Annotated in this window: 10 protein-coding genes and 1 pseudogene; 8 read left to right on the top strand and 3 right to left on the bottom strand. The window is 72.3% G+C overall.

Going from position 1 to position 13,329, the window contains the following annotated elements; all coding sequences use genetic code 11:
* Positions 1 to 94: 94 nt before the first annotated feature.
* Together ACZ6X9_RS26940 and ACZ6X9_RS26945 are read right to left on the bottom strand one after the other, a co-directional pair.
* Positions 95 to 1,321, bottom strand: coding sequence for an arginine deiminase (locus ACZ6X9_RS26940; protein WP_469780588.1), 1,227 nt, complete (start codon positions 1,319 to 1,321; stop codon positions 95 to 97).
* Positions 1,322 to 1,476: 155 nt separating this feature from the next.
* Complete coding sequence (locus ACZ6X9_RS26945) at positions 1,477 to 2,949, bottom strand: MFS transporter (RefSeq protein WP_469780589.1); 1,473 nt, start codon at positions 2,947 to 2,949, stop codon at positions 1,477 to 1,479.
* A 71-nt stretch (positions 2,950 to 3,020) separates the two neighbouring features.
* On the opposite strand from ACZ6X9_RS26945, the gene ACZ6X9_RS26950 reads away from it, so the two are divergent.
* Entirely contained in the window at positions 3,021 to 4,436 is a 1,416-nt protein-coding gene (locus tag ACZ6X9_RS26950) for a GlxA family transcriptional regulator (RefSeq protein WP_469780590.1), read from the top strand.
* A 65-nt stretch (positions 4,437 to 4,501) separates the two neighbouring features.
* Here ACZ6X9_RS26950 and ACZ6X9_RS26955 read toward each other — a convergent pair.
* Positions 4,502 to 5,080 (bottom strand): annotated as a pseudogene (locus ACZ6X9_RS26955) (hypothetical protein); the annotation flags it as partial.
* 1,265 nt (positions 5,081 to 6,345) lie between these two features.
* On the opposite strand from ACZ6X9_RS26955, the gene ACZ6X9_RS26960 reads away from it, so the two are divergent.
* The 7 genes from ACZ6X9_RS26960 (at position 6,346) to ACZ6X9_RS26990 (ending at position 13,281) form a co-directional block, all read left to right on the top strand.
* Complete coding sequence (locus ACZ6X9_RS26960) at positions 6,346 to 7,005, top strand: response regulator transcription factor (RefSeq protein ID WP_469780591.1); 660 nt, start codon at positions 6,346 to 6,348, stop codon at positions 7,003 to 7,005.
* Positions 7,006 to 7,380: 375 nt separating this feature from the next.
* Positions 7,381 to 8,931, top strand: coding sequence for an FAD-dependent monooxygenase (locus ACZ6X9_RS26965; protein WP_469780592.1), 1,551 nt, complete (start codon positions 7,381 to 7,383; stop codon positions 8,929 to 8,931).
* A gap of 74 nt (positions 8,932 to 9,005) precedes the next feature.
* Positions 9,006 to 9,335 (top strand): TcmI family type II polyketide cyclase, encoded by a 330-nt coding sequence (locus ACZ6X9_RS26970; protein WP_469780593.1) that lies wholly within the window; start codon positions 9,006 to 9,008, stop codon positions 9,333 to 9,335.
* Between the two features lie 67 nt (positions 9,336 to 9,402).
* Positions 9,403 to 10,671 (top strand): beta-ketoacyl-[acyl-carrier-protein] synthase family protein, encoded by a 1,269-nt coding sequence (locus ACZ6X9_RS26975; protein WP_469780594.1) that lies wholly within the window; start codon positions 9,403 to 9,405, stop codon positions 10,669 to 10,671.
* Entirely contained in the window at positions 10,668 to 11,882 is a 1,215-nt protein-coding gene (locus tag ACZ6X9_RS26980; protein WP_469780595.1) for a ketosynthase chain-length factor, read from the top strand. The genes ACZ6X9_RS26975 and ACZ6X9_RS26980 overlap by 4 nt, the downstream gene beginning before the upstream one ends.
* A gap of 263 nt (positions 11,883 to 12,145) precedes the next feature.
* Complete coding sequence (locus tag ACZ6X9_RS26985; RefSeq protein WP_469780596.1) at positions 12,146 to 12,412, top strand: acyl carrier protein; 267 nt, start codon at positions 12,146 to 12,148, stop codon at positions 12,410 to 12,412.
* Positions 12,413 to 12,492: 80 nt separating this feature from the next.
* The gene (locus tag ACZ6X9_RS26990; RefSeq protein ID WP_469780597.1) at positions 12,493 to 13,281 is read left to right on the top strand and encodes a 3-oxoacyl-ACP reductase; all 789 of its coding nucleotides are present in this window, start codon (positions 12,493 to 12,495) and stop codon (positions 13,279 to 13,281) included.
* Positions 13,282 to 13,329: the final 48 nt, after the last annotated feature.

The following is a 13,329-nucleotide window of genomic DNA, read 5'->3' on the forward strand; positions in this document are numbered from 1 at the left end:
ACGACTCCTCGGATCCTCACATCCCTGAGACCACCGACTTCCCCGCATTCACCTGCGGCTCACCTACGCGCCTCTCCGCCGCCCTACCCACCTCCTACGGCACAGGATCCCGTTCCACCGGGCAGCTCATACAACGCGGCCCGCCCCTCCCCCGGCCCAGCTCGCTGCCGGGGATGGTGATGACCTCGATCCCATGCTTGCGCAGGAAGGTGTTGGTCGTCGCGTTGCGTTCGTACGCCACGACCACGCCCGGCTCTATCGCCAGCACGTTGCAGCCGTCGTCCCACTGCTCGCGTTCCGCCGCGTGCACGTCCTGCGTCGCGGTGAGCACCCGGATCGAGTCAAGCCCCAGGGCGGCGGCGATGGCCCGGTGCATATGGGCCGGCGGGTGGTCCGTGACCTTCAGCTCCCGCTCGCCGACCCCCGGCTCGATGGTGTACGAGCGCAGCATGCCCAGCCCGGCGTACTGGGTGAAGGTGTCGCCGTCCACCATGGTCATCACCGTGTCCAGGTGCATCACCGCGCGGCGCTTGGGCATGTCCAGCGCCACGATGGTCCGGGCGGAGCCGGTGGCGAACAGCCGGTGGGCCAGCATCTCCACGGCCTGCGGCGTCGTCCGTTCGCTCATCCCGATCAGCACCGCGCCCCGCCCGATCACCAGCACGTCCCCGCCCTCGATGGTCGACGGGTAGGCGGCCTGGCCCTCGGACCAGACGTGGAAGTCGTCGGCCGCGAACATCGGGTGGTGCCGGTAGACCGCCTCGTAATGCACCGTCTCGTGCCAACGGGCGGGCCAGCGCATGGCGTTGATGCACACCCCGTCGTAGATCCAGGCCGAGGTGTCACGGGTGAAGAGGTGGTTGGGCAGCGGATTGATCAGGAAGTCGTCGAGGTCCATCACATGGAAGCGGACGGAGACCGGCTCCGCGTGCCGCTCCAGGAACTCGCGCTTCGTCATCCCGCCGACCAGCCAGGACGTCAGCTCGGGGGCGGGCATCCCCTCGAAGGCCGCGCGCAGCGGATCGGTCGCCAGCGGGCCGTACTCCTTCTCGTCGAAGACGCGGTCCAGGACGAGCGTGCGCGCGGCGGGCACCCGCAGGCTCTCCTCCAGCAGATCCTGGAAGAGGTGCACCTCGACGCCGCGCTCGCGCAGCACGTCGGCGAACCCGTCGTGCTCGGCGCGTGCGCGGCGGACCCAGAGCACGTCGTCGAAGAGGAGGGCGTCCTTGTTGGACGGGGTGAGCCGCTTCAGTTCCAGGTCCGGGCGGTGCAGGATGACCCGCCGCAGCCGCCCGGCCTCGGAATCGACATGAAATCCCATCCCTCCATCCTCACCTGATTCAGGTGAGATCACCCCGGGCGGCGCGGCGGAACCTCGGACGCGTCGGGCGGTACGGCGGGACGTCGAACACGGCGAGTGTCAGGCACACCGGCGACGCGGCGGAACGTCAGGCGCGCCGGTGGCACTGCGGAACGTCAGGCGCGCCGGGTGGTGGCACTGCGGAACGTCAGGCACGCGAGCAGCGCGAGGGCCGCGGCCACCGCGGCGAACACCCAGCCGGAGCGGAGCGCGTCCAGGCCGAGCCGGTGGGCGCCGCCGCCCAGGGCGACGAGCACGGCCACGCCGAGGGCCGTGGCGACCTGTCGGGACATCATCAGGACTCCGGAGCCCTGGGACATCCGGTGCTCCGGCAGCCGGCCGGCCGCCGCGAACATCACCGACTGGCAGAGTGCCGTGCCGACGCCCGCCAGGACGAGGCCGGGGACGAGCGCGGTGGCGTAGTGCGGGGCGCCGTCCGCGACGGCCAGCCACCACAGCGGGGCGGCCGTGAAGCTCGCCGCGCCCACGGCGGCGACGGCCCGTTCGCCGAGCGCGCCGACGAGCCGTCCGGACAGGGACGACACCAGCAGCACCGTGGCCGGCCAGGGGGTCAGGGCGAGGCCGGAGCGCTGTACCGACCAGCCCCAGACGTCGGTGCAGAGCACGGACGCGGCGAGCAGCATGGCCGAGTAGGCGAGGAAGTAGGCGAACAGGCCGACGGTGGCGGCCGTGAAGCCCCGGGTCCTGAAGAGGGCGGGGTCGACGACCGGTTCGGGGGCGCGGCGCACGTGGCGGACGCCGAGCGCGGTCGCCGCGAGGCCGGCGGCGAGCACGCCGAGCGTGGCCGGCGAGGTGCCGCCCCAGTCCTCGGCCTCGACGACGACGGTCGTCAGAGCGCCGATCGCGACGAACACCAGCGCCGTTCCCGGCGGGTCCCAGCCCTGGCGGCCGGACGGCGCCGGCCGGGGCAGCAGGCGGACGCCCGCCACGAGGGCGGCCAGCACGACCGGGACGTTGACGAGGAAGACCCACCGCCAGTCGGACGCCGCGAGAAGACCGCCGAGCACCGGGCCCGCGCTGGCCGCCAGGGCGCTGATGGCCGTCCAGATGCCCACGGCCGTGGCGCGTTCCGCGGCGGAGAACGCGGGCAGCGCGAGGGAGAGGGAGGTGGGGACGAGCAGGGCCGCGCTGACGCCCTGCGCCACCCGCGCGGCCACCAGCCACCCGAGCCCGGGGGCGAGGCCACAGCCGACGGAGGCCAGACCGAACAGGGCGAGGCCGATCAGGAACGACCGCCTCCGCCCCAGCACGTCGGCCAGCCGTCCGGCCGGGATGAGCAGGGCCGCGAGCACGATGGTGTACGCGTTGAGCACCCAGGAGAGCCCGGCCGCCGAGGCGGAGGGGAAGTCCTCCCCGATCACGGGGAAGGCCACGTTGACGGCGGACACGTCGAGTACGGCGAGGAACTGCGCGACCGACGCGACGGCGAGCACCAGCCAGCGGCGCGGGTCGGCGACGGGGGCGGAAGGGGGCTCCGGGCGGGGCCCGGGACCGGGGGTCGGACGGGGTGTGGGACGGGGTGTGGGCGGGGAGTTCAGCGGCTTCACGCGCTCCGGCAGGGACTTCATGCACCCCAGCATCGGGAGGGTGGCGTCCGGCCACGAGTGGCAGTAATGACAACGCCCGGTACATTGCTGCCATGCCTTCGATCGCCGTGGCAGCCACTGATGGCATGCCGTTCTTCGAATTGGCCATCCCGTGCCATGTGTTCGGGACCGACATCTTCGGCAGGGGCGGTGTGCTGCGGTGGGGAAGCGACGTCGGCTCGGGCGGTGGTTCCGGGCCGGGCGGAGTGTCCGGGCCGGGCGGCCGCTTCGGCTCGGGCGGTGGCTCGGGGCCGGGGACAACGTCCGGGCCGGGCGGGACACTCGGGCCGGGTGAGGCACTCGGGCCGGGTGACCACTTCGGCTCGGGCAACGGCTGGCAGTCGAGCAGAGCGTCCGGGCCGGGAGGCGGCTTCGGGACGAGCGACGGCTTGGGGCCTCCGGGTAGCGGCTTCGGGCCGGATGACGCCGTCATCGCGGGCTCCGGCACCGGAACGGGTGCCGGTGGGCGCCGTGGCACCGGGGGGCCTGGCGGTGCCGCCGGCCCGACCCACGCCCCGACCCACGCCGGCCGGTCGAGCGGCTCGCGCGGACCGGACGATTTTGGCTCGGACCGGACCGAGCGGGACCACCGAGCCGCTCCCGAAGGCTGGTACGACCTGCGCGTCTGCGCCATCGGCACGGCGGAGGGCGGCGCACGCGCCCGCTCGTGGTTCCACACGCGGACGCCGCACGGCGTCGACGACCTGGTCACCGCCGACACGGTCCTCGTCCCCGCCTCCGCCGACGTCCACGGCGACCCGCCGCCGGAGCTGGTGGACGCCGTGCGCGAGGCGCACCGGCGGGGGGCGCGCGTGGTGTCGCTGTGTTCGGGCGCGTTCACCCTCGCGGCCACCGGACTGCTGGACGGCCGGACGGCCACGACGCACTGGGGGTACGCGCGGCTGCTCAGCGAGCGCTACCCGGCGGTGCGGGTGGACCCGTCGGTCCTCTACGTCGACCACGGTGACGTCGTCACCGGCGCGGGCTCGACCGCGAGCATCGACGTCTGCCTGCACCTGATCCGCCAGGACTTCGGCGTCGAGGCCGCGAACGCGGTGGCCAGACAACTCGTCGCGCCAGCCCACCGCCCCGGCGGCCAGGCCCAGTTCATCGAGGCGCCGCTGCCCGGGCGGACCGACGAGTCACTGGCCCCCCTCCTGCACTGGGCCACACAGCGGCTCGCCGAACCCCTGACCGTCGCCGACCTCGCCCGCCACGCGCACACCAGCCCGCGTACGCTCATGCGCCGCTTCCACGCGGCGACCGGCACGACGCCCATGCAGTGGCTCCAGGCCCAGCGCATCGCCCGGGCCCGGGAATTGCTGGAGGCGAGCGACGCCTCCGTGGACCGCGTGGCCGAACTTTGCGGCCTGGGCACGGCGGCCAACCTCCGCCGCCGCTTCACCAAGGCGGTCGGCGTACCGCCGAACGACTACCGGAGGACGTTCCGGGCGCGGCACGTGGCGTAGGGGTGCGGGGACGCCGGGGGCCGGAGCGACGCGAGCCGCCCACCCCCGGCCGCCGGCGTCCCGCCTCACAACCGGGAGTCGACCGGCTCCGGCCCCATGGCCAGTACCGCGAACACCGCCCCATGCACCCGCCACAGCGGCTCCCCGCCGGCCGGCCGGTCCGGAACCCCCAGGCCGAGCCCGTACGCACGGAGGGGCGACGACCGGTTGTGCTCGACGTGGCGGTCGCGAAGGCGAGCGAGGCTCTCGGGGCGGGCGCACTCGGGACCGTAGGCGATCCGCAGGTACTCACAGCCGCGGCACTTGACGGCCGGCCGGACGAGATCACCGTTCCGGCCGTGGGACTTCTCGTGCGTCCGCGGCGCGAAGAGGCACTCCGGCAGCCCGGTGCCGCCGCGCCCGGGCATCACAGACCGCTCGGTCGGCAACGGCAGCCGTCCAACGAGGAGTTCGGGACGTGCGGCGCACTTCCCCTTCATCGCGCTGGAGAAGACGCCACTCAAAGCGACGGCCGGCAGGAAGCAAGCGGCGTAAGGCCGGCCGTTGACGTACCGGGCCGGCGCCGCATCCGCCGCACCCCCGCACCCCTTGCCGCCGCCACGCCGCATCAGCGCCACGGGATCCACCTGCACAAGCACCCCGGCCAGCCGCAGGTTCGTCGTCATGGCCGTGGTGCCGATGGTGAGGAGCGAGAGGCCGGGTATCGCCGTGGGGTCGCCTCCTCCCCCACCGGTTTCCCGGTGACCGTGGGCGGGTTGGGCCCATTGCCCGCTTTTCGCTTTCGGGGCGAGGTAAGAGGCTTTGTGAGCCGATACCGGAGAACAGGCGGATAAAGGATGGCACTTCCAGTAAAGCCGGAGATGATAGAACGATTGTTCTTGCCCGCCGGGAGTCGCCTGGTTACTATGACCCCCTACTCGTCAGGCACGGGGGTAAGAGGCATGGCTGGGTACGAGTTCTCGGGATGCGCGGCGCCGATAACGCTCGCCGCGCGGCCCCCAAGATCGCAATGTGGTACGGCTGGGTCCGCCGATGGAGCACGGGCCTAGCGATCTCCGATTCCGTTCCACAGCAGGTCGGCAGGGGGAGTCCTCGGTGCGGGTTCGCCGATTTCAGGGAAGACGACGGCGCCGCGTTTCCGGCTTACAGAGAGCCGGCTTACACGCGGCCGGCTCACGCGAAGCCGGTTTTCGCAGGACCGGCTCACGGAGTGACGGGCGGCTGAAGGCCGGACCCCAGCGGGTCGGGCCACGGCGAGCCCCATCCCTACGGGCCCGCTTCGGAGGGCCCGGCGTGCCCGGCGTCGTCCGGAGACTTCCGGCCGCCGAGCCACGCGCCCGCCGGAACGCGACTCCCCACCAGCGCCTCACACACCCCACCGGCAGTCACCGGCGACGGGCCACAAGTGCCGTACGCCTTCGCGCTGTCCGGCGTGCCGCCCCCTCACCTACGCGGCGGCCCGGCGGCGATCGCAGCGTCTGCGCACCCGTTGCGCCGGAGTTCGCCGAAGCCTGTCCGGGGCGGGAGCCACCCGCCTCCCGGCGCCGGCGCGGCGCAGGGGCGGCGGCGCCCGTTCCGCGCCCGTGAATTCACCTCTCCGACCCGGAGCGCATACCGCGCATTTCCCTTCCGCGCGTTCCGTGACGGCGGCGGTCGGCACGGAAACCGGCACTCCGTCCGGTTTCTCTGATTAGCACCCGCCATTACTCCGGATATCGGACGTCACCCCCTGCGGCGGAACGTCTGGATTCCGGCCGCTTTCATGCCCCATTGCGATGCCGGACGGCCGTGCCCGGCGTACGAAAGCTTACTCGCGCGTTCATTGTGATTCGGTACACAATGCACCTGGCCGGGCCCGTTGCGCTGTTACCATTCAACTACCTGTTGGAACAGCGCTCGGGGGGCGCCAATGCATGTGCTCGTGGTGGCAGGAGATACAAGTGTGGGCGAATCTCTCGCCCACAACCTGCGTCGACAGGGATACGAAACCCGCAATGTGGGCACAGCACAGGAAGCGCTGGCCACCTATCCCGCGGCCGATCTGGTGCTCACCGACCTGGAACTGCCCGATCTCGACGGTCTCGAGGTCTGCCGGAGCATTCGGGCCGCCAGCGAGACGCCCATCATCGCCGTTTCCTCCAGGGGAACCGAACTGGACTGCGTACTGGGGCTCCGGGCCGGTGCGGACGATTACGTGGTAAGGCCGTACGGATTCCAGGAACTCGCCGCCCGTATCGAAGCGGTCATGCGGCGCGCACGTCCGGCTCAGCCGACCGGGAAATCCGTTTCCTATGGGCCTCTTCACATCGACCCGGGAGCCCGTGAAATCCGGTTGCACGACGAAGTCGTCAACGTCACCAGAAAAGAATTCGACCTGCTTCTGCTCCTGGTCTCCAAGCCGGACACCGTGGTGTCCCGGCGGGAAATCATGTCGAAGGTCTGGGACGACAACTGGAGCCGGTCCGGCCGCACGATCGACACCCACGTCAGCAGCCTGCGGAACAAACTGGGCTCCGCTTCCTGGATCGTCACCGTGCGCGGCGTCGGCTTCCGGATCGGCCGGCCCTGAGAACGCACGCCCCGGGAAACACGCCCGGGACACCCCCACGAACACTTACCGGCCGTAGGGCCGCATAGGTCATCGGACCGCACCCGCCGTCATGGGACCCCGGACATCCGGGGGCCCATGACGCTTTTCCGGGATCAACCCCGGTCCGGCCGTGCGCGGGCCCGCCCGGACGTTCCGGCACATCGCCGCGCACCTCACTCCCACGAGCGACTTTGAACTCCTCTGACATGGCCCTTGCATTCCCCTGAAGAATTGACGTTCCCCTGAAGTAAGTTCACAGAGGTCTTACAGAGGACGCGTTGACGCACCTCCCCTCGGAAAGCGAAGCTGGAATCCGCCAAAACGTCGCCGCACAAAGTCGAGGGGGGAGGGTTCGTGGCAGCCGAGAAAAGGCCCACGGACACCGCGGTCCTTATTGCGGGGGCCGGTCCCGCGGGGCTCGTGCTGGCCGGTGAACTCCGGCTGGCCGGAGTGGACTGCGTGCTGGTGGACCGTCTTCCGGAGCCGAGCGGTGAATCCCGTGGCCTGGGATTCAATGCACGTACCATGGAGATATTCGACCAGCGCGGGATCCTCCCGCTGTTCGGCGATCTCACGACCACTCGCGCCGGTCATTTCGGCGGGCTCCCGCTGGATTTCGGAATCCTCGACGGCGCCCATTTCGGCGCACAGGGGATATCCCAGGCGCGCACCGAGGAAGTGCTCACCACCTGGCTTTCCGGGCTGGGCGTCGACGTCCGCCGCGGCTGGGAGCTCGTGGACCTGACCGACGACGGCACAGGCGTCGACGTCCTGTTGCGCACCCCGGACGGCGAACGCCGGCTGCGGGCCTCCTACGTGGTCGGCTGCGACGGCGGCCGGAGCACCGTACGGCGGCTGGCCGGCTTCGACTTCCCCGGCACACCGGCGACCATGGAACTGCTCCTGGCCGACGTCACCGGCGTCGACGTCCGGCCGGGGCCCGCCGGCCCGTCCGTCCCCGGCGGCATGGCCATGTGGGCTCCCCTGGGCGGGGGCGTCGTCCGCGTCATCATGTGCGAGCGCGCCGCGCCCCCGCGCCGCCGCACCGAGCCCCCGGGCTTCGACGAAGTGGCCGCGACGTGGCAGCGTCTCACCGGCGAGGACATCGGCCACGGCACGCCCCGGTGGGTGAGCGCGTTCGGTGACGCGACGCGGCAGGCCGCCGAGTACCGCAGGGGCCGGGTGCTGCTCGCCGGCGACGCCGCCCACATCCATCTGCCCGCCGGCGGCCAAGGGCTCAACGTCAGCGTCCAGGACGCCGTCAACCTGGGCTGGAAGCTCGCCGCGCAGGTGCTGGGCCGGGCGCCGGAAGGGCTGTTGGACACCTACCACTCCGAGCGGCACCCGGTGGGCGCCCGGCTGCTGACGAACACCAGGGCGCAGGGGCTGCTCATGCTCGGCGGGGACGCGGTCCGGCCGTTGCGGGACGTCCTCGGCGAGCTCGTCCGGTTCGAGGACGTCGCCCGGCATCTGGCCGGCATGGTCAGCGGCCTGGACGTGCGGTACCCGGCCGGGCCCGACGACCACCCCCTGGTGGGCCGGCGGATGCCGGACACGGGGCTCGTCACCGCCGGGGGAGCCTGCCGCACCGCGCGGCTGCTCCGCGCGGCCAGGGGCGTCCTGCTGGACCTGTCCGACGACGCCGGGCTCCGGGCCGCGGCCGCCGGGTGGGCTGACCGGGTGGACGTCGTCACCGCCAAGGCCGACCCGTCCGGCCCGGACGGGCCGCTCACCGGCCTCGGCGCCGTACTGCTGCGCCCCGACGGCCACGTGGCCTGGGCCGCCGCCCCCGAACCGGGCCGGGGCTCCGGCCCCGACGGCCTGCCCGAAGCCCTGCGGCGCTGGTTCGGCGCCCCCGTACCACCGGCCGGAGCCGGGCACCGCGGAACGCGCCCGGCCGGCTGACCACCCCCGGGCGGCCCACCACCGCGGCGGTCCACTCCACCCACCCCCACGCAAGGAACCAGGAAGGAAGCGGGATGCACAGCACCCTGATCGTGGCGCGCATGGCGCCGGAGTCGGCCGATGATGTGGCGCGCCTCTTCGGCGAGTTCGACAAGACCGAGATGCCCGGCCTGATGGGCACGCGCCGCCGGCAGCTCTTCTCCTACCAGGGCCTCTACTTCCACCTCCAGGACTTCGACTCCGACAACGGTGGCGAGAGCATCGAACAGGCCCGCACGCACCCGCTGTTCGTGAACATCAGCGAGGACCTGAAGGCCCACATCGGCGCCTACGACCCGGACACCTGGCGGTCCCCCGCCGACGCCATGGCGCGGCGCTTCTACCACTGGGCGCAGAACGCATGACCGGTCCCGTGCGTCGGCGACCGGAAGAACATCTGATCTACGAGTTTCCCGAACGGAGGCTGGGCCAGTGGCACGCCGGGTGGTGATCACCGGGATAGGCGTCGTGGCGCCGGGTGGGGTCGGCGTCAAGAGTTTCTGGAGCCTGCTGAGCGAGGGCAGGACGGCGACGGGGAAGCTCTCGTCGTTCGACGCGTCGCCCTTCCGCTCCCGGGTGGCCGCGCAGGTCGACTTCGACCCGGAGCTGCACGGCCTGTCGCCGCAGCAGATCCGCCGCGCCGACCGGGCGACGCAGTTCGCCATGGTGGCCGCCCGTGAGGCGGTCGAGGGCAGCGGTCTGAACCTGCCGGACCTCGACCCGACCCGCACGGGTGTGACCATCGGCAGCGCGGTCGGCTGCACCATGGGCCTGGAGGAGGAGTACCGCGTCGTCAGCGACAACGGCCGCAAGTGGCTGGTCGACCACGAGTACGCGGTGCCGCACCTCTACAACCACATGGTTCCCAGTTCGATCGCCGCCGAGGTGGCCTGGCAGGTCGGCGGCGAGGGCCCCACCACGGTGGTGTCCACCGGCTGCACCTCCGGCCTTGACTCCGTGGGGTACGCCCGCGACCTGATCGCGGAGGGATCGGCCGACGTGATGGTGGCCGGCGCCACCGACGCGCCGATCTCGCCGATCACGGTCGCCTGCTTCGACGCCATCAAGGCGACGACACCGCGCAACGACGACCCCGAGCACGCCTCGCGGCCGTTCGACAACAGCCGCAACGGCTTCGTCCTCGGCGAGGGCTCCGCCGTCTTCGTGCTGGAGGAGCTGGAGTCGGCGCGCCGGCGGGGTGCCCACATCCACGCCGAGATCGCGGGCTTCGCCTCGCGGTGCAACGCCTTCCACATGACCGGGCTGCGGCCGGACGGCCACGAGATGGCCGAGGCCATCCGCACGGCCGTCCGCGAGGCGCGGATGAACGCCGAGGACATCGACTACATCAACGCGCACGGCTCGGGGACCCGGCAGAACGACCGGCACGAGACCGCCGCGTTCAAGAGCAGCCTCGGCGACCACGCCTACCGGACTCCGGTCAGCTCCATCAAGTCCATGATCGGGCACTCGCTCGGAGCCATCGGCTCCATCGAAATCGCCGCGTCCGTGCTGGCCATGGAGCACGACGTGGTCCCGCCCACCGCCAACCTGCACGACCCGGACCCCGAGTGCGACCTGGACTACGTGCCCCTGACCGCCCGCGACCACCGCACCGACACGGTGCTCACGGTGGGCAGCGGTTTCGGCGGTTTCCAGAGCGCGATGGTGCTCACCGCCCCGGAGAGGAGGACCGCATGACCGCCCCGGTGGTGGTGACCGGCCTCGGCGTCACGGCGCCCAACGGCCTGGGAACGGCGGACTACTGGTCCGCCACCCTCGAAGGGCGCTCCGGCATCGGGCCCGTCACCCGCTTCGACGCCGGCGGATACCCGGCCCGCCTGGCCGGCGAGGTGCCGGGCTTCGAGGCCGAGCACCACCTGCCCGGCCGGCTGCTGCCGCAGACCGACCACATGACGCGGCTGGCCCTCGTCGCCACCGACTGGGCCCTGGAGGACGCCGGAGTGGTGCCCTCCGACCTGCCCGAGTTCGACATGGGCGTGGTGACCGCCAGCTCTTCCGGCGGCTTCGAGTTCGGCCAGCGGGAACTGCAGAACCTGTGGAGCAAGGGCGGCCAGTACGTCAGCGCCTACCAGTCCTTCGCCTGGTTCTACGCCGTCAACAGCGGCCAGATCTCCATCCGCAACGGCATGCGCGGTCCGAGCGGCGTCGTGGTCAGCGACCAGGCGGGCGGGCTCGACGCCGTGGCGCAGGCGCGCCGGCAGATCCGCAAGGGCGTCGGCCTGATCGTCTCCGGCGGCGTGGACGGCTCCGTCTGCCCCTGGGGCTGGGTGCCGCAGCTCGCGACGGGCCGGCTCAGCACGGCCGACGCCCCGGACCGGGCCTACCTGCCCTTCGACGAGGCCGCCGCCGGCCATGTCCCGGGCGAGGGCGGCGCGATCCTCATCCTGGAGGACGCCGAGGCGGCACGGCGGCGCGGCGCGGCACAGGTCTACGGCGAGATCGCCGGCTACGGCGCCACCTTCGACCCCCGGCCGGGCAGCGACCGCGAACCCGGGCTGCGCCGCGCGATCGACGTGGCGCTGGCCGACGCCGGCATGACCGCCTCGGACATCGACGTCGTGTTCGCCGACGCCGCCGGCACGGCCGAGCTCGACCGTGTCGAGGCCGACGCGATCAACGCGGTCTTCGGGCCCCGCGGCGTACCGGTCACCGCGCCGAAGACCATGACGGGCCGGCTGCACTCCGGCGGCGCGCCGCTCGACCTGGCGGCGGCACTGCTGTCCATCCGGGACGGCGTGATCCCGCCGACCGTCAATGTGACGGCCGCGCCCGGTTACGGCCTCGACCTGGTGACCGGGGAGGCGCGGGAGACGCCGGTCGCCTCCGCGCTGGTGCTCGCCCGTGGCGTCGGCGGCTTCAACTCCGCCGTCGTCGTGCGCGCGGCCTGACGTCCGCCCGTCCGCGGACGCCCGCGGCCGGACGCACGGCAGGGCGTCGTCCGCGCCACCCGACCGGCGGGGCCCGCCCGCCGGCCACCGCTTGACCTGCCCGATGAACAACGGCTGACCCGTCAGCCCCAGCAGACCCGTTCGACCTGCCCGACCCGCCGCGACGACCGCCGGACAACCCGCCGGACGGCCGACGCGGCGGTGCCGGGGCGCCGACCGCGTCGGCCGCCCCGGCGACACACCCGAACCGAGAAAGGCCGGCCATGACCCAGACCACCTTCACCGTCGACGACCTCAAGCGCATCCTGCGGGAGGGCGCCGGGGCCGACAGCGGCAACGCGCTCGACGGCGACATCACCGACGCCACCTTCGAGGACCTCGGCTACGACTCGCTCGCCCTGCTGGAGACGAGCACCCGCATCGAGCGCGAGTTCGGTCTCGCCGGTGACGACGACGCGCTGATCACGGCCAAGACGCCGCGCGAGCTCGTCGACTTGGTGAACGCCCAACTCGCCGCCGCCACGGCCTGACGCCACCGGCACCACCGGCACGACCGGCACCTCAAGTGACCCCACCAGCCCCCGCGGCCACGGAATTTCACGGAGAAGACATGTCCCAGCACGAACAGCAGCGGGTCGCCCTTGTCACCGGCGCCACCAGCGGAATCGGCCTCGCCGTCACCCGGGCCCTGGCCGAGCGGGGGCACCGGGTGTTCCTCTGCGCCCGCGGCGCCGAGAGCGTGGCCTCGACCGTCAAGGAGCTCCGGGCGGAGGGCCTCGAGGTCGACGGCACCACCTGCGACGTCCGCTCTGCGGAGGACGTCAAGGCGTTCGTCCGGGCCGCGGTCGACCGCTTCGGCACGGTGGACGTCCTGGTGAACAACGCCGGCCGCAGCGGCGGCGGTGTCACCGCCGACATCGCCGACGACCTCTGGTTCGACGTCATCGACACCAACCTCAACAGCGTCTTCCGGATGACGCGCGAGGTGCTCAACACCGGTGGCATGCGCCACAAGGACCGCGGCCGCATCATCAACATCGCCTCGACGGCGGGCAAGCAGGGCGTGGTCCTCGGCGCCCCGTACTCGGCCTCCAAGCACGGGGTCGTGGGCTTCACCAAGGCCCTCGGCAACGAACTCGCGCCCACCGGCATCACCGTCAACGCCGTCTGCCCCGGCTACGTCGAGACCCCGATGGCCCAGCGCGTCCGCCAGGGTTACGCCGCGGCCTACGACACCAGCGAGGCGGCCATCCTGGAGAAGTTCCAGGCCAAGATCCCGCTGGGCCGCTACTCCACCCCGGAGGAGGTCGCCGGCATGGTCGCCTACCTGGCCTCCGACACGGCCGCTTCCATCACCGCGCAGGCGATCAACGTCTGCGGTGGCCTCGGCAACTTCTGAGGCACCTTCCGAGCACACCGTGACCGGCGGGTGCCGGGACACGGAGGA

This window comes from Streptomyces sp. NPDC052910, from assembly GCF_055585605.1.

Coding starts and splice junctions, on each gene's coding strand:
- ACZ6X9_RS26945 (WP_469780589.1), bottom strand. CDS start 2,949: ATGAAGTCCCTGCCGGAGCGCGTGAAGCCGCTGAACTCCCCGCCCACA.
- ACZ6X9_RS26980 (WP_469780595.1), top strand. CDS start 10,668: ATGACCGCCCCGGTGGTGGTGACCGGCCTCGGCGTCACGGCGCCCAAC.
- ACZ6X9_RS26985 (WP_469780596.1), top strand. CDS start 12,146: ATGACCCAGACCACCTTCACCGTCGACGACCTCAAGCGCATCCTGCGG.
- ACZ6X9_RS26970 (WP_469780593.1), top strand. CDS start 9,006: ATGCACAGCACCCTGATCGTGGCGCGCATGGCGCCGGAGTCGGCCGAT.
- ACZ6X9_RS26950 (WP_469780590.1), top strand. CDS start 3,021: ATGCCTTCGATCGCCGTGGCAGCCACTGATGGCATGCCGTTCTTCGAA.
- ACZ6X9_RS26940 (WP_469780588.1), bottom strand. CDS start 1,321: ATGGGATTTCATGTCGATTCCGAGGCCGGGCGGCTGCGGCGGGTCATC.
- ACZ6X9_RS26990 (WP_469780597.1), top strand. CDS start 12,493: ATGTCCCAGCACGAACAGCAGCGGGTCGCCCTTGTCACCGGCGCCACC.
- ACZ6X9_RS26960 (WP_469780591.1), top strand. CDS start 6,346: ATGCATGTGCTCGTGGTGGCAGGAGATACAAGTGTGGGCGAATCTCTC.